The 16,220-nt window shown below is 68.3% G+C and carries 10 protein-coding genes and 1 pseudogene; 6 read left to right on the top strand and 5 right to left on the bottom strand.

What is annotated here, in order from left to right:
* The first annotated feature begins 1 nt into the window (after position 1).
* Positions 2 to 577 carry a type 1 glutamine amidotransferase domain-containing protein gene (locus tag ACMCNN_RS19125; RefSeq protein WP_412741880.1) on the top strand — a complete coding sequence of 192 codons (576 nt, stop codon included), beginning with the start codon at positions 2 to 4 and terminating at the stop codon, positions 575 to 577.
* Between the two features lie 234 nt (positions 578 to 811).
* Here ACMCNN_RS19125 and ACMCNN_RS19120 read toward each other — a convergent pair whose 3' ends face one another.
* From ACMCNN_RS19120 to ACMCNN_RS19110, 3 genes and pseudogenes are all read right to left on the bottom strand, one after another.
* Positions 812 to 3,379 (bottom strand): beta strand repeat-containing protein, encoded by a 2,568-nt coding sequence (locus ACMCNN_RS19120; protein WP_412741879.1) that lies wholly within the window; start codon positions 3,377 to 3,379, stop codon positions 812 to 814.
* Positions 3,380 to 3,849: 470 nt separating this feature from the next.
* Complete coding sequence (locus ACMCNN_RS19115) at positions 3,850 to 4,050, bottom strand: hypothetical protein (protein WP_412747353.1); 201 nt, start codon at positions 4,048 to 4,050, stop codon at positions 3,850 to 3,852.
* A 94-nt stretch (positions 4,051 to 4,144) separates the two neighbouring features.
* Positions 4,145 to 4,270, bottom strand: a pseudogene (locus ACMCNN_RS19110) (methyl-accepting chemotaxis protein); the annotation flags it as partial.
* Between ACMCNN_RS19110 and ACMCNN_RS19105 the strand changes: the two are divergent.
* Positions 4,232 to 4,780, top strand: coding sequence for a hypothetical protein (locus tag ACMCNN_RS19105; protein WP_412747352.1), 549 nt, complete (start codon positions 4,232 to 4,234; stop codon positions 4,778 to 4,780). The pseudogene ACMCNN_RS19110 and the gene ACMCNN_RS19105 sit on opposite strands and share 39 nt — an antisense overlap.
* Here ACMCNN_RS19105 and ACMCNN_RS19100 read toward each other — a convergent pair.
* Entirely contained in the window at positions 4,762 to 5,304 is a 543-nt protein-coding gene (locus ACMCNN_RS19100; protein ID WP_412741878.1) for a PAS domain-containing protein, read from the bottom strand. The genes ACMCNN_RS19105 and ACMCNN_RS19100 overlap by 19 nt on opposite strands.
* A 528-nt stretch (positions 5,305 to 5,832) precedes the next feature.
* Here ACMCNN_RS19100 and ACMCNN_RS19095 point away from each other — a divergent pair.
* The 4 genes from ACMCNN_RS19095 (at position 5,833) to ACMCNN_RS19080 (ending at position 11,917) form a co-directional block, all read left to right on the top strand.
* Positions 5,833 to 6,354 (top strand): hypothetical protein, encoded by a 522-nt coding sequence (locus ACMCNN_RS19095; protein WP_412741877.1) that lies wholly within the window; start codon positions 5,833 to 5,835, stop codon positions 6,352 to 6,354.
* 218 nt (positions 6,355 to 6,572) lie between these two features.
* Positions 6,573 to 8,144, top strand: coding sequence for a GAF domain-containing protein (locus tag ACMCNN_RS19090; protein ID WP_412741876.1), 1,572 nt, complete (start codon positions 6,573 to 6,575; stop codon positions 8,142 to 8,144).
* Between the two features lie 304 nt (positions 8,145 to 8,448).
* Positions 8,449 to 9,738: a methyl-accepting chemotaxis protein gene (locus tag ACMCNN_RS19085; RefSeq protein ID WP_412741875.1), complete on the top strand. Its 1,290-nt coding sequence runs from the start codon at positions 8,449 to 8,451 to the stop codon at positions 9,736 to 9,738.
* 370 nt (positions 9,739 to 10,108) lie between these two features.
* A complete protein-coding gene (locus ACMCNN_RS19080) occupies positions 10,109 to 11,917 on the top strand; it encodes a prolyl oligopeptidase family serine peptidase (protein WP_412741874.1) in 1,809 nt (602 codons plus the stop codon).
* On the opposite strand, the gene lanKC is transcribed toward ACMCNN_RS19080, so the two are convergent.
* Positions 11,895 to 16,169, bottom strand: a complete 4,275-nt coding sequence (gene lanKC / locus ACMCNN_RS19075; protein ID WP_412741873.1) for a class III lanthionine synthetase LanKC — start codon at positions 16,167 to 16,169, stop codon at positions 11,895 to 11,897. The genes ACMCNN_RS19080 and lanKC overlap by 23 nt on opposite strands.
* Between the last annotated feature and the right edge of the window lie 51 nt (positions 16,170 to 16,220).

Genomic DNA, 16,220 nt, shown 5'->3' with positions numbered 1-16,220 from the left:
CATGGCGGGAGAGCTGACCGGACGCCGGATCGCGATCCTCGCCGCCGACGGCGTGGAGCGAGTCGAACTGGAACGGCCGCGCCAGGTGCTGGACGAGGCCGGTGCCCGCACCGCCGTCGTCTCCATCACCAGCAGCGAGATCCGGGCCCGCGACCACGACCTCGAAGACGCCGGCACCTTCCCGGTCGACCAGCTGGTCGGCGCGGTGTCGGTCGACGACTACGAGGCACTGCTGCTGCCGGGCGGGACCGTGAATCCCGACAAGTTGCGGATGGAACCGGCCGCGGTGCAGTTCGTCCGGGACTTCGTCCAGTCGGGCAAGCCGGTCGCCGCGATCTGCCACGGCCCCTGGAACTTCGTCGAGGCCGACGTCGCGCGCGGGCGCCGGCTGACCTCGTGGCCGAGCGTACGCACCGACCTGCGCAACGCCGGAGCCGAAGTGGTCGACGAGCCGGTCGTCACCGACGGCAACATCACCACGAGCCGGTCACCCGACGACCTGCCAGCATTCTGCGAACGCATCCTGCAGGAGTTCGCCAAAGCCCCACAGCCCGCCGACGCCGCAGGTCGGGCATGACTTCACCGATCACGAACATGCTTCCCTCGCTCTCCGCGCCGGCAACACCGGCAGCGCGCGGTCGCTGTCGGGTGGGATGACCACATTGGTAATGGCGCGGTGCCGCGGTGCCCGGCGCAGGCGGCAGCGGAGCGAGAGATGCCAGCGGTTTCACCGAGGACCTTCGCCAGCGGTGAGTGGCCGGTTTGGCGATGAGTGCTGTTGGTGGCGTGTTCGGCCATCTGGAGGGTGTTGTCAGCGTGACGGGGTGCCGATTGCGGCAGGGGAGGCGGGCCCGGTCAGTGGGCCGTTGAGGGCACGTACTCGGACCCGGTAGCGGGTGCCGTTGGCCAGCCGGCTCACGGTGGCGCTCCGGGCTGAGATCCGCGCCGACCAGGTCCGGCCGTCGTTGATGCTGTACTGGTAGCCGGTGGCGCTGCGGACGGCCGTCCAGCGGATCGTCAGCTGGTGGTTTCCGGCGATCACGGTGGGGCGGGCCGGGGCGGCCGGTACCGCGAGCGGAACCCCGGCCGTGGCCACCGACGCGCTACTCGATACGGCGCCGAACAGGGCGCGCACGGTCACCGGGTAGGAGCGCCCGGCGGTCAGGTTCCGCACGATCGCGGTGTGGGCGGTGCTGGGGGCAGACCAGTGGACCCCGTTGTCCAGGCTGTACTGGTAACCGGTCGCCTCGGACACCACGGTCCAGCTGATCGTCAGGCTGTGATCTCCTGCGGTCACGGTGGGGCGGGCCGGGATGGCCGGGAACACCAGCGTGCCGGAGTTGTTCACAGTAGCCGCGGCGCCGTCCTGACCTCCGTTCATGCCACGGCCGCCGCCGACGGTGCTGCCGCCGACGGCGCGTGCGATCAGGGTCGCGCCGGCACCGATGGTGACGGTGCCGCCGTCGCCACCGCGGACGGCGTATCCGCCGTTGGATCCGCCCCGGCCGCCGCCCACGGCGGCGGCGCCCGTCCCGGCGGTCGCGTCGAGAGTGCCGCCCGAGAGGTTGACGGTGCCGCCAGGGCCGCCGTGCACGGTGGAGTAGCCGTCTGTACCGCCGCCTCCGACGCCAGCCCCGCCCGTGCCGCCGACCGCGGTCACCTGACCTGCCGAGACGGTGAGGGTTCCTCCGCTGCCCGCGCGGCGGTTGGCGTCCCAGGGGGCCGCACTGCCGCCGCCGATGCCGGCCCCACCGGCACCGCCGTGCGCGACGACTTCGCCCCCGGTCACCGTGAGCGAACCGGATGGCAGCTGCCGGGTGAAGTCATCGAGGCCGCCGCCGATGCCGGCAGCGCGGTCGCCGCCGGTCGCCTCGACGTGGCCGCCGCTGACTGTCACGTCCGGTCCGGGCGCGTACAACTGGGCGCCGATACCCGCGCCGTCTCGGCCCCCGTGGGCGCGTACCCTCCCTGCGGTGACCGTGATGCTGCCCGCCTTGACGGGCATGTTGCCGTAGCCGCCGATGCCGGCTGCTTCATCGCCGCCGGTGGCGTTCAGGACACCGGCGGCGTCGGCCGACGTGTCGGTCACCGTCAGCGGGCTGTCCGCGGCGACGCCGATACCGGCCTGGTAGTCCCCGCCGCTGAGGGTGAGGGTGTGACCGTGCAGATCGAGCGTGACTCCCGTGCCGCCGGTCACCGCGTTCGACGATTGCTGGCTGATGTCGGCACCGAGCAGGACCGTGCCACCCGCGGCGAACGCGTCGAAGAGATTGCCGTAGGTCGTCACCGTCTGCGACGTCGTCAGAGTGCCGGAGTTGTTCATGACACCGGCGGCGCCGTCGCGCCCTCCGTTCATGCCGCGGCCGCCACCGACAGGAGGGGCGTCGACAGCACGTGCGATCAGCGTCGCGCCAGTGCCGATGGTGACGCTGCCGCCGTCACCACCGCGGACGGCGTATCCGCCGTTGGATCCGCCCCGGCCGCCGCCGACGGCGGCGGCGCCCGTCCCGGCGGTCGCGTCGAGAGTGCCGCCGGAGAGGTTCACGGTGCTGCCGGCGCCGCCGTTCAGAGTGGAGTAGTTGTCGGTGCTGCCACCGCCGACGCCCGCCCCGCCCGTGCCGCCGACCGCGGTCACCTGGCCTGCCGAGACGGTGAGGGTTCCGCCGCCGCCCGCGCGGCTACCGGTGTCCCCGGGCGCCCTGCTGCCGCCGCCGATGCCGGCACCGCCGGCACCGCCGTGTGCGGTAACTTCGCCGCCGGTCACCGTGAGGGAGCCCGAGGGGTGCTGTCGAGTGGGATCACCGAGGCCGCCGCCGATACCGGCCGCGCGGTCGCCGCCGGTCGCCTCGACGTGGCCGCCGCTGACTGTCATGTCCGGTCCCGGTGTGTACAACTGGGCGCCGATACCGGCACCGTCGATGCCGCCCCGGGCGTACACCCGGCCCGCTGTCACCGTGATGCTGCCCGCCCTGACGGGTGAGTTGCCGTAGCCGCCGATGCCGGCTGCCTCGTCGCCGCCGGTGGCGTTCAGGACGCCGGCGGCGTCGGCCGACGTGTCGGTCACCGTCAATGGGCTGTCCGCGGCGACACCGATGCCGGCCTGCCAGTCACCGCCCCGCAGGGTGAGGGTGTGACCGTGCAGATCGAGCGTGACTCCCGTACCGCCGGTCACCAGGTTCGACGACTGCTGGCTGATGTCGGCACCGAGCGCGACCGTGCCCCCGGCGGTGAACGCGTCAACAAGATCGCCGTAGGTCGACACCGTATCCGAGGACGCCAGCGCCGGAGCCGATCCGACGAACAAGCCGGCTGCCGCCACGGTCGCGGCGCACGTTCCCGTTGCCAGCACTCGACCCATCACCAGAAGGACGTCAGACATTTCGCAGAACCTTCCATCACAGAGCCACGTTGCTCCAGTAGGGGAGGAAGGGGTCACGTTCGGACTCGGACCGCACCCGGTCCGGGCTGCCCACCAGGACCGGCACCGCCGCCAACCCGGGGCATTTGGCGGGGCTTTCTGCCCTGTCCGTCATCCCTCACTGCTTTCCCTGCCCATGGAATCGTCACGACTGCGTCGTTCCGCAAGTAATCCGGCGAGGGCTGCGGGTGACGTTGGACTCCTCTCTGCCTGGCCCTGTTGCGCCGCGAGGGGCGGTGGTTCCTTCTTGTTCTGGGCGTTGTTCGGTCGGCGACCTGGACCAGGCCGGTCAGCGCAGCGTCGTGCGAAACGCGACGATGGACGAGTGCGTTTCCGCAGGCCAGCGACGGCCCTTCCGCACGTTGGTGTGGGCTGGAAGGCGGCGTAACCGAGGCCGAGACAGGAGTGTGGACGTAGGTATCGGCCGCCGGTCAGGACTGCCGAGCGGTGACAAGGAAGCGATGGACTTCGGTGCGCAGCATCTCGGCGAGTTGCGCCAGACCGGCGGTCCCTGCCGGACCGTCGCCGCCGTCGACGGCCGCGGAGATGCCACTGACCAGGTTGTACATCTCGCGCAGGTTGGTGGTGACCGCTTCCAGGACCTGCACCGCGTCGCTGGCAGCGGATTGCACAGCGGTGACCTGTTGAACGATGTCTTCCGAGGCCGTGGGCCGTCTCACCGGCCAGTGTCTTGACCTCGCCGGCCACGACACTGAAGCCGCGCCCTGCGTCGCCGGCACGAGCCGCCTCGATGGTGGCGTTGAGCGCCAGTAGCCGGGTCTGGGCGGCGACCTGGGTAATCAGCTGCACGGCGTGGCGGATCTGATCGGAGGCGACGGTCAGCGAACTCACCGTGGCGTGGCCGCGTTCGGCGTCGTGGACCGCGTCCTGGGCGAATGCCGACAGCCCTTGAGCCGAGGCACCCATCTCGGTGGCTGCGGTGGCAACCTGCTCGCTGACCGTCAACACGGCCGATTCGAGTTCGTCGGCCAGTGCCATGCGGGCGTCGCTGGCCTCGGCCAGGCGACGTACGCCGGCGCTCATGTCGTCGACGGCGATGTTGATGGTCTTGGCGCTGTGGGCGTAGGCGCCGGGCATTCCTCGCGTCAGGAAGCGGCGATGGAAACGTCCCTCGGCGGACGCGGTCAGCGTGGCGCCGGACTCGCGCACGAACGCGTCGATCACGTCGAGGAGCCGGTTGACTTCCCGGCGGGCGGCTGCGGCCGCCGGGCTGCCGCCGAGTTGCGGCACCCGGGCCTCCAGGTCGCCGTCGGCGGCGCGGGCCGCGATCCCGGCCAGAACAGTCAACGCATCGACCAGCTCGACATCGGCCTCTCGGCGTTTCATGCCTCTGCCCCTTGAGAGGTGATTTCCCAGACGAATTCGTCGTAGGTTTGTCCACGCTCGGCGAGCAGGTCCTGCAGCATCTGCCAGGACGCGGCCAGGCCCTCCTGCCCGCCGAATCGCTCTTCCTCGGCGCGCAGCCGGGCGTACAGCATTGCCACGGCGTCGATCGCAGCCGGGTCCGGAGATCGTCGCGAGGAGTGGTACCCGACGATCTGGCCGCTGCCGTCGTAGGACGGGGTGACGTGGGCGAGGACCCAGTAGGCCGCACCGTCGCTCGCGAGGTTCACCACGTACGCGAAGATCTCCTCGCCCGCGGTGAGGGTGTCCCAGAGCAGTTTGAAGACCGCCTTCGGCATGTCGGGGTGCCGGATGATGTTGTGCGGCTGTCCGATCACGTCGAGTTCCGCATAGACCGAGATGCGCAGGAACACGTCATTGGCGTAGGTCAGCCGGCCCTTGAGATCGGTCTTCGTCACGATCAGCTCGTCCGCACCGAACGTGCGCACTTCACCGGTCGGGCGAGGCATCGTTGCCTTCACGTCCACTCCTCAGTGCTTGAGCCCCTCTGGCTATGTGATCGGTTGCCCGGATCACCGGGCTTAACGTCCACATGGGTGTGCCGCGGTTGCCAGCCGAAGCCTGCTACCCGTCGTGGTGCAGCGACCCACCGCCCGGCGAGCCAATTTGGTGTGATTCGGGCCCTTCGGCCCCTTGCCGGGGGATCAACGGCCTGTCAGCTGTCACCGAGCCGTGCCGACGAGTGCCGAGCCGGCGACACCCGAGGCATTTGTGGGGTTTGGTCGCTGAGGCCGCCGGGCGGCCGACCGTGGTCGTAGTAGTCCTCCCGCTGGCGTTCTTGGGGGACGTGCAGGGCCGAAGGTCCCCTGCGTGGCCACGACCGGGTCCCCGACCGGCCCATCCGAGTCGGGATCTTCAGCCCCCGCCGATGGGGTCGTTGCGCACGTCCGGCCGCCGTGACGGCGGCCGATGATCTAGGTGCAAGACGAAGTGAGGGCAAGGCGCAAGGAAGGGGCAGGACAATGAGGTCGCGCAGGATTGCCAGCATCATGATGGCTCTGGTCGGAGCGGGGATGGTCGCGGCGGGCCCGGTGCTGGTGTACGAGGGTGTGCACGGGCAGAGCATGATCACCGACGAGCTGACGGCTCAGAAGATCACGTTCCCGGCGGACAAGGCCCAGCTGCCCGACGGCCTGAAGGAGTACGCGGGTCAGCAGGTCACCACGGGCAGCGACGCGAAGGCGTACGCCGATCTCATCAAGGAGCACGTGGCGACGGCGACCGGCGGCAGGACGTACTCGCAGGTCTCCGAGGAGTGGATCGCCGGCGGCCGTAAGGACGCGCAGCTCGCGCAGACGCGGCAGACCGCGTTCATGGGTGAGACGCTGCGCGGTTCGCTGATGAGCGCCTACCAGGCCGAGCAGGTGACCTGGCTGGTCATCGGCCTCGGCGGACTGCTCATCGCGCTCGGCGCCACCGCCGGTGTGACCGCGTACAGCATGCGCCCGCGCCGGATCGTGGTCCCGGCCTCGCCCGAGGCGCTGGTCAGCGGACACCTGCCCGTCAGCTGACACCGGGGCCGCAGGAAACGAGGGCCGTCTCCCACGGGAGGCGGCCCCCGTTGGTGTTCCGAGCCACCGCGTTCGAGAGTCTGCCGCCACGACGTGTCGCCCACCAGCTGCGATGCCTGCCACCTCCTGCTTGTCTTCGCCCGTCGGTTGTCCAGCCGAATAGGACGTACGAGAGACAACCAGGACCGGGTCGTCGTCCGACTCAACAAGGAATACTGATGGGAATAGGACTCTTTCGGTCGGCCACTGAGGGCGCGCTGGCGGTCGCGCAGAAGCAGCTGACCGAGGCGCAGGAGAACGGCACGGCGGTGTCCCGGGTGGTTCAGGCCCTCGGCCGGGCTCGCACGGTCGAGGAAGCCATCCAGGCCGGCTTGGACACCATCCGTCTGGCGTTCGGCTGGGCGTACGGCTCGTACTGGCGACTGGACGCCCCGGCCAGGGTGCTGCGGTTTGCCGTCGAATCGGGCGACGCCGGTCCGGAGTTCCGTCAGGTCACTCTGTCCGCGTCGTTCGCTGAGGGCGTCGGGCTTTCCGGCCGCGTGTGGCGGGCCAGGGAACTGGTGTTCGTGCCGGACATCGGTCAGGTCGCCGACTGTGTCCGGGCCTCGGTCGCCGTCGAGGCGGGTGTGCGCAGCGGCGTCTGTTTCCCGTTGATCGAGGGCGGCCGGGTCGTCGGCACGATGGACTTCTTCACCACCGACACGCTGGATCCGTCCCCGCAACGCCTGGACACCTTGCGTACCGTCGGTCTGCTGGTCTCCCAAACCCTCGAACGTCTCGCCGACGCCGAGCGACAGGCGGCCTCGGCTGCCGACGCCAGCGCGGTGACCGCCGTACTGCGTGCTGTCACCGCCGCGAGCAGCGCCGACCAGGTCGTCCGCACGGCGCTCGATGCGATCCGAAAGGAATTCGGCTGGGCATACGGTTCCTACTGGCGGGTCGACTCCCGAGACAACGCGCTGCACTTCGCCGTGGAGTCGGGCAGTGCGGGCGAGGAGTTCCGTCGGGTTACCGAGCAGGCCAGCTTCGCCGAGGGTGTCGGCCTGGCCGGCAGGGTATGGCGGAAACGGGACCTCATGTTCGTGCGCGATCTCGGCGAGATGACCGACTGCGTCCGTGCGCCGGCCGCGCAGCGAGCCGGGGTACGGTCCGGTGTGGCGCTCCCGTTGATCGTCCGCGGTGACGTGATCGGCACCATGGACTTCTTCACCACCGACGTCCTGGAGGAGCTGGCCGACAACCGCGCCGACGCGTTGCGCAATACGGCGTTCCTGGTCGCCGAGTCGATGCAGCGCATCGAGGAGACCAACCGGATCAAGGCCGCGGGTGCTGAGCTGGTCACCTCCATCGCGGAAGCCGAACGTAACGTCCTCGCCGCGACCTCCGTGGCGGCCGAAGCGCAGACCAGGACCGCCGACGCGAACGCCTCGGTGCACCGGCTCGAACAATCGAGCACGAAGATCGGCGACGTCGTCAAGATGATCACCAGCATCGCCGAACAGACGAACCTGCTCGCGTTGAACGCGACCATCGAAGCCGCCCGCGCGGGGGAGGTCGGCAAGGGCTTCGCGGTGGTCGCCGGTGAGGTAAAGGAACTCGCCCAGAGCACCGCCCGTGCCACCGGGGACGTGGGCAACCTGGTCGCCGCGATCCAAACCGACGCAGCGACCGTTGTGCAGAGCCTGGACAGCATCGGTCACATCGTTGATCGGATCAACGAAACCCAAACCATGATCAGTGGTGTACTCACCGAGCAGGCCGCCGTCACCCGCGACATCATCGAGGCGTGACACCCGGCGTCGACGTACCGGCTGTCTGAAACGAGCCGCTGCGTGGACTGGCACGCGGGTGCTACGCGCCAATGCTGGCCGTGCGGCCGCTGTTTGTCGTCGGCCGGGTCGGCGCCAGTGCGATCGGCTCCCGGGTTTGCCCGCCGCCGTCGTCGTTCAACCATGGTGGGAACGAGGTCTACTGTGGCCTGGACGGCAGCTCGGGTCCCTCAAGAACTGCTCAGCGTGGCCGATTCAGCCAACGGAGGAGGTCTGCAACCCGGAGGCCTCGTGACTCGAGGACGACACGCACATGTTCACTTTCGTGACCCGTCTGATGCCTGAGGTCCGCCTGTCGGACACCGCGTTCGCCACCCGGCACCGGGCATTGCGGCTCGTCCTGCTGGCACACCTGCCCTTGATAGTCATCGTGGCGCTGGTGGGCGACAGCGCAGGACATCACCACGGTGACACGTTCGGTACGGCGTTCCTGTGGGGTGTCATCGCGGTCACGGTGCTGTGTGCGGTGTTATCCGGCTCTGCCCGTACGCGCCGCAGCCGGGCCCTGTCCGTGTCGGTGGGCCTGCTGCTCGCCGCCGTGGCGCTGGTGCACGGCGGGGGTGGTCTGACCGACCTGCACCTGCACTTCTTCGTCGTTCTCGCGCTGATCAGCCTGTATCAGGACTGGGCACCGTTCGCGCTGGCGGTGGCGCTGGTCGCGGTGCATCACCTGGTGCTGGGCACGCTCACCCCGGACCATGTCTTCTCCGACCCCCGGGCGCAGGCGAACCCGCTGCCGCTGGCGCTGTTGCACGCGGGCTTCGTGCTGGCCATGTGCGTGGCGCAGATGGCGTACTGGAAATTTGCGGCCACGGCGCAGGCGGAGAACGACCTGCTGGCGACGCAGAATGAGGAAGCGCTGCGGCTGGCGGCCGCCGAGGCCGGCGAGGCTGCCGAGCGGGAGCAGTCGGCAGCCGCGGAGGCAGCCGAGCAGCTGGAACGCAGCACGCTGCTGGCCACTCGCCTGGAGGACATCGTGGGCAGTGTCGCGGACGGCAGCGTTGGCCTGGCCGCCGAGGCCGGCGAAGCGATGGAGACGCTGCAGCACAAGCTCGGCCAGACCAGCGAACTGGTGACCGCCGCGACCACCGAGACAGCGACAGCGCTGGCCGACGCGAGCGCCACCACGGCACTGATCGAGGACCTGACCACCGCGGTCTCCGGGATTGTCGCGGTCACCAACATGATCAACGCGGTGGCGGATCAGACCAAGCTGCTCGCCCTCAACGCGACCATCGAGGCAGCCCGGGCAGGCGAGTACGGCCGCGGCTTCGGGGTCGTCGCCGACGAGGTCAAGACCCTGGCCGCGCAGACCGCCGAGGCTACCGGGCGGATCGAGGTCACGATCGGCGAGGTGACCTCCGGCGCCGCGGCCGTCGCGCAGGCCATGGGCGCCGTGGCGCAGCGGCTGTCGACGGTGTCCCTTATGCAGGACCAGGCCTGCACGACGCTCCAGGAGCAGACCGATGTAGCCGCTCGGACCCGCAGTGCGGTGATCACCGCGGCGGAGAGTGTCGGCGCCTCCGTGGCGCAGCTCCGGGGCGGCACGCCATAGGCAGAACCCGAGACGTTGATGCTGGGGACCAGGGACAAGTGCTCAGCTTGTCGTTCTTGAGCCCTCCAGCGACGGCTCAGTTCAACGCCGAATGCCCGGTTAGCGGGGCACTCGGCTTCACCAGGGCGCGAACGCTCATCGTTTCAGGTCAAGTAGATCTTGATCTACCTGGCCCCTGCAGTACCCCTGCACGCAGGCCGCTGCCAGGATTCATCCGCAGGCCGGACCCGGTGTCTACGCACCAAGAGAACATCCATCGGCTCACATGCGGGAGGTCCGAGAACGCCAGCGACCCAAATGGAGGGCGGCCGGGGCGGATGGGAGGAATCTGGTAAGCGCTCCGCATGGTTCGGGCTGGCTAGTATGGCGCATGTCCTCCTACCGCGATTTCCGGCCGACCTTGCGATTCCAGGCCACGTTGGCGGTGTCCCCCGACGGGCGTCACGTCGCCTTCGCCGACGACGCGGCCGGTCAGTTCAACTTGACAATTCAGGCAACCGCCGGTGGCCCGCCTCGCAGGATTACCGATTTTCGGGATCACACCGTGCGGCGGTGCTCGTGGCACCCCGATGGGTCGTTGCTGGTGGTTGAGGCTGATCACAGGGGTGACTTCCTGACCCGGCTCTATCTGATCGCGCCCGGCGAGGAGGAGCCGCACGCTCTCACTGAGACGGCCGGAGCAACGTTCTGCCTGCCCGAGGGAGGTGGCGCATTCTCCGCGGATGGTCACTATCTTGCCTACGAGGGCAACGACCGGGATCCGGCTGCCCAGGACATCGTCATTCGGACGATGAAGACCGGGGATGTGCGCCGGCTTTACGACGGCGGTGGCCGGATGACCCTCGGCGGCTGGTCACCCGACGGATCCCAGCTCAGCTTCACCTTGGGCACGGGTGGATACGACCACGTACTCCACGTGGTCTCCGTCGAGGACGGCGAGGTGCGGCGGCTCACCCAGAGCACGGGCGCGTCTGTGTACCTCGGGCCGTGGCTGCCGGACGGCTCCGGCATCGTGGTGCGTACCGACGCCGGCCGGGAGTTCAAGGGGCTCGCCGTCGTCGACGCCGCCGACGGTCACCTGACTTGGCTCGATACCCCGGACTGGGACGTGGAGGCGGTCGCGCTATCCGCAAACGGCAAAGTGCTGGCGTGGATGGTCAACGTCGATGGCGCCACCGAGTTGCACGCTCGTGACTTGACCACCAACGACGACCTCCCGGTGCCCGCGCTGCCTCTCGGGCAGGCCGACGCCCTGGCGGTCTCGCCCGACGGCGGATTCGCCGTCATGCGGATGTCCACTCCTGCCCGCCCCTGGAACATCGCGGTGGTCGATCTTGCCAGTGGTGCCGTCCGGTGGCTGACCGACTCCAGGCCGGAGGCGGCGGATCCCGCAACCTTTGTCGAGCCGACCCTGGTGCACTACGAAACCTTCGACGGGCGCACCATCCCGGCCTACCTCTACCGGCCGACAAATGGGACAGGTCCGATCGGGGTGCTGCTCTCCGTTCACGGTGGTCCGACCTATCAGGAAAGACCCGTCTACATGTACGACGGGTTCTACCAATACCTTGCCAGCCAGGGCATTGCTGTGCTCGCGCCCAACGCGCGCGGCTCCACGGGCTACGGCAAGCCCTACCAGCGGCTGGTCTACCGCGACTGGGGCGGAGACGATCTCAAGGACTTCGGCCACGCCGCGCGATATCTCCAGGGTCTGGATTGGGTCGATCCCACCCGGATCGGACTGTTCGGGGCCTCCTATGGCGGATTTGTCGTGCTGTCATGCCTGGCCCGGCTGCCCGAGTTCGACTGGGCCGCGGGGGTCAGCATGTTCGGCCCAAGTAACCTCGTCACCCTCGCCGAGGCGACACCGAAGGCGTACCGGTCCCTAGTCGCTGAGGTAATCGGTGATCCGGACACCGAAGCCGAACGGATGATCGCGCAGTCACCGATCACCTACGCCGACCAGATCCGCAGCCCCCTGTTCGTCTGGCAGGGTGCCCAGGACACCCGGGTCCCGCAACAGGAGAGTGACCAACTGGTGGAACGGTTGAGGGCTCGGGGCGTGGAGGTCCGCTATGACGTCTACCCGGACGAGGGTCACGGCCTGACTAAGACAGAGAACCAGATCCAGGCACGGTCGGATGTCGCCGAATTCCTCATTGCGCACCTGAGGAGCTAGCCAGCAGGCCTTCGAGCGACCTTCTGATGAAGCCCTCGAGAATCGTCGGCCGGGGCTGCGCCACCAGATCGAGCGCGCGCAGGAGGATGACCTTCGCCTGGTCGGGGTGGCCCTGTTGCTTGAGGCATAGTCCCATTCCACGGAGACACTGCGCCTCTCCAGCCACGTCCCCAAGGCTTCGGCAGGTCGCGAGAGCTCGTTGAAAGCCTGACTCGGCGTCGCCGTAGCGCTGCTGCTCGATTCTCAGCATGCTGAGCCAGAACAGCGCTTGCGCCTCGCCGTGTTGGGCATTGTGAGTCCGATACAGGTTCAACGCGCTTGTCAGGTATACGTCGGCCTGGGCCAAGTTGCCTCCAGCGAGATGGAGTTGTCCCACGCAACGCAACGCCAACGCCTCTCCGCCATGGTCACCACTCGCGCGCAGTACAGGAAGCGCCTTCTCGTACCTGGCCATGGCGGAATCGTTGTCGCCACGGAAGCGGTCGAGCATAGCTGCGAGACAGCTGACCGTCGCCTGCCCGTGTGGATCTCCGATCCGACTAAACAGACGCGAGGCATTCTCAAGATATGCGGACGCCCGGATACCGTCATTTCGGCTGGCCCACAACAGCCCCAGCCGATACAGGATTGCAGCCTGTCCGCGCTCGTCGCCTGCCTGCCGAGTCGCCTCGAGCGCCGAGTCGAGTACCTCCTGCCATTCGTCAAATAGGCGGAGCCGCTCGTACATCGGCGAGGTTGTGCACGCCAGCTCCCAGCACTCGGCTACCCGGCCGTCCTTGGCGGCCCGCCGGATCAGGGCGGCGACGATATGGCGTTCGGCCTCGAACCACTTCATCGGTTGGGCGGCCAAAGTCTGGGCTGCTTCCCGACCCGCGGTTGGCCGGACAGTGTCACCCCAGATGTTGCGGTAGGGGCCACCCTCGGCCCGGTAGTAGGCCATGTCCACGATGAGCAGACAGGTGGCGAGCACGCGGCCAGGAGCGGCCGCCAGCTCGGCATTGGACTCGGTCCGAGCGGCGCTCTCCTTGGCGAACAGGCGTACCAGGTCATGCAACCGATAGCGGGGGTAACCTGCGGTGTCCCGCCCGACCGCATCGATGAGCTGGGCATCGAAGAGAATTTCGAGGATGCCCTCGGCCTGTGGGGCTTCGACCTGTAGCAGGGCAGCGCAGATCCACACTGTGGACTCCGGCAGGTCGATGTCTCCGAGCCTCCGCAGTAACGTCTGCGCCTCAGGAGGCAGGCCAGCAACGCTCAAGGAGATGCTGGCGCGAACGTCCAGATTTCCATGGGTCAGGTAGTCCAACCTGCCGCGTTCGTCTGCTAGCAGACGAACAATCTTGGCGATGTTCCAGTGCGGCTTCGCGGCGAGTTTGGCGCCTCCGATCCGCAAGGCGAGTGGAAGTTGGCCGCACCGCTGGACGAGCGCGGCCGAAGCCTCGGGCTCAGCGGAGATCCGGCGATCCCCGACGACCCGTGACAACAGACTGAGGGACTGCTCGAAGTCGAGCACGTCAAGATTCAGCACGGCGGCGCCCAGCGTCGCGCCGATCCGCCTCCGGCTGTTGATAATTACTCCACACGTGGGGCTGCCCGGAATCAACGCCGACGCCTGATCATCGCCGGCCGCATTGTCGAGCAGGACCAGCACTCTCCGATTCGCCAGCAGGTCACGGTAAAGCTCTGCGCGCTGGTCGAGGTCGTCGGGCAGCGCAAGGCCTGTCACACCCAATGCACGTAGGAACCGCCCCAGCGCTTCGAACGCCTCCACCGGCTCATTGGGATCCATGCCGCGGAGATTGACGTAGAGCTGGCCGTCGGGGTACTGCTCCCGGAGGTTGTGCGCCACGCGTACCGAGAGGGTGGTCTTGCCTACTCCGCCGGGTCCACAAATGGCCACCATGGGCACGACCGCGTCCGCGCGTTCGGCCTCCCGAGTAAGGACCTGGCGAATGAACGAGATCTCCTCCACCCTGCCGACAAAGTCGCCGATCACGGGGGGGAGTAGGCGCGGGACTGTCGCGCGAAATCGGTCTTGAACACCGTCGGGGGGATCGGCGTCGGCGGCGACTTCGATGTGTGCTATCACGTGGCGCTGGCGCGTGCCCTGATCGATCAGGTGACGGCTGCCATCGGCGAGCACTGCGCTCCGGTCCACATCCCAGCCAAGCGCCAGGCGAGCACCGTCCAGGTACATGTCGTTGTCCGTCATCGCGTATAGGTGCATGAGCACCAGCGCCACTCCCGACATGCCTTTCAGCAGTCCCCCGGTACGGGGCGCACGCGTTGCCGAGGTCTCCTCGCCGGTTTCGGCAAGGTGCATCAGGTCCTCAGCGATTCCAACGGCGTCAGCAAGCAGCCCGGAGTCCCCGGTGCGCCGCGCGAAGTGCAGAAGGCTGAGAGCAATGCCGGCGCGGCCACCGAGCAGGCCGACCGAAGCCACCGTGGACTCTCGATGTCGGGCGCGGTTCAGCATGTCGATCGCCTCGGCGTGGTAGCCCAGTTCGTCGAGGACGTACGCCACCCCGTGCAGCCCGTCAAAGAGGCCGGGAAATGCGATCCGGTCGTGGCGCGCGCTGTCGATCGTCCACTCGACGAAGGCCTCGGGAACCTCGACATCCATCTGATGGAGGGCGAACAGTACGCCGGCCGACCCGTACGCGAAGTTGTGGCCGCCGGTGGAGAATTGCGGCGGGCTCCCGGGGAAGAGCGCACCAGGCCGGTCAATCGTGGCGCTCACCATGATTCCCTCCACCAGGGAGTCGCGGATAACGGGCCAGTCGGGATATGTCCGGCCGAGGAGCTCATCGCCCACGTCGCGCGGTGGCGTGACCACGCCGGCGGGAAGGTGTCCAACGACTCGGGCAGTAAAGCCGTCGTCGACCGGGAAGAGGTCTTCGACCGTGGCCAGAGCGCGGTGCACCTGGGCTGGCGTATGCTCCGGGCGCAAGTTCAGGGGAAGGTACAGCCACACATACACCCAGGCGAGCTGGGCCCGGTCCGCGGCCGCGCCGAACACCTCCGGCGGTGCATAGAAGCCTGGCGCTCCACCGTCTATGACCTCCCTTTCGTCGAGGGGGCGGGCGTACTCGAAGTCGATCAGAAAGACCTGGCCATCCGGCCTCACGATGACGTTGCTCGGATGCAAGTCGCCGTAGCGAACGCCGCGAGAGTGAATCTGGTCCAGTGCGTCGGAGAGTTTCGTCATCATCTCCTCGGCCCACGCGTGGTAAGCCTTGAGATCCGCCTCGGCGGGGCCCGAGGGAGCGAGCGCGTACGGATAGCGTTGGACCATCTCGTCGAAGAGGCTCGCTCCTTCGATGTACTCCTCGACCAGATAATGGTGCTCCCAGGCACTCCGGAACCCGAGCAGCCGCGGTACGCACGGCAGATCCGCCAGTCGTTCCAGGACGCTTCGCTGCACCGCGAGCCGGGCGGTGGCATCGCGCCCATTTCGGTCGAGACCGGCGTGCGGGCGCGCCTCGACCAGCACCACCCGTTCACCATTGCCCTCGTCGATAGCGAGGTAGACACCCCCGCAGTTCGAGTAGTGAAGGGCCTTCTCGATGGTGAAGGGAAAGTCGACATCGCCACTGTCAGCGCGGGCCGCGAGATGGGGCAGCAGTACCTCTGGTATAGCAATGCCCTGCGGCACCGCGAAGCTCGGCCGCCGCTCGTCCGGCACCAGCCGATCGGCTGCATCGCGGCGGGCGAGGACGGGCTCCCCGTCCTCGCCCGGGCAGAGCATCCGCTGGAAGGCTCCATAGCGTACGAAGACCGGTCCCTCGCCGATGCGCAGATCACTCAAGATGTACGGACCCGGTGTACCCTTCAGCAGCGCCTCAAGATCGGTCACCGCCGCGGCGAAGTCGTCGTTCGTCGGGTAGATCGCAATTGTCTTTCCGCTGGCAGCGCGTTCGGCGTACTTGCCGTTCATAAGCTGGATGGCGCGCCGGCTGCGGAGAAGCTTGAAGGGTAGGCCGCGCGCCACGCAGTAGTCCCAGACGGCGCCGCAGACGCGCTCAGCCTCCTCCAAGGTGACCGATACGTGGATCTTCCACCCCGTGTCGGACCCGACACCGACCCGGGGCGTGAACCGGACCCATAGCTCGTTCTCGCTCCGGTCCCACCCTTCCGGCGCTTCCCGCATTGCGGCGTCCAGGCGACTCGCGCTGTCCGGGAGTTGACCGGGCGCGGCAAAGAAGTCAGGGTCGGACTGGCAGAAGAGGGCGAGGTGTTCCCACTCGATCATCCCAGCGCTCCGGTGGGTGGCGCGAACACGCCATGCGCCGGGCCCCTCACC

The sequence above is a fragment of the Krasilnikovia sp. MM14-A1004 genome (genome assembly GCF_047159485.1).
In the GTDB taxonomy this organism is placed as follows: Bacteria; Actinomycetota; Actinomycetes; order Mycobacteriales; family Micromonosporaceae; genus Actinoplanes.
The sequence above is the reverse complement of the archived record's forward strand: the minus strand, read 5'-3'. Positions and strand labels throughout refer to the sequence as shown.

Bases quoted from the DNA above. Each gene is read 5' to 3' on its own strand.
- ACMCNN_RS19080 (WP_412741874.1), top strand. From the start codon at position 10,109: ATGTCCTCCTACCGCGATTTCCGGCCGACCTTGCGATTCCAGGCCACG.
- lanKC (WP_412741873.1), bottom strand. From the start codon at position 16,169: ATGATCGAGTGGGAACACCTCGCCCTCTTCTGCCAGTCCGACCCTGAC.
- ACMCNN_RS19120 (WP_412741879.1), bottom strand. From the start codon at position 3,379: ATGTCTGACGTCCTTCTGGTGATGGGTCGAGTGCTGGCAACGGGAACG.
- ACMCNN_RS19125 (WP_412741880.1), top strand. From the start codon at position 2: ATGGCGGGAGAGCTGACCGGACGCCGGATCGCGATCCTCGCCGCCGAC.
- ACMCNN_RS19095 (WP_412741877.1), top strand. From the start codon at position 5,833: ATGATGGCTCTGGTCGGAGCGGGGATGGTCGCGGCGGGCCCGGTGCTG.
- ACMCNN_RS19090 (WP_412741876.1), top strand. From the start codon at position 6,573: ATGGGAATAGGACTCTTTCGGTCGGCCACTGAGGGCGCGCTGGCGGTC.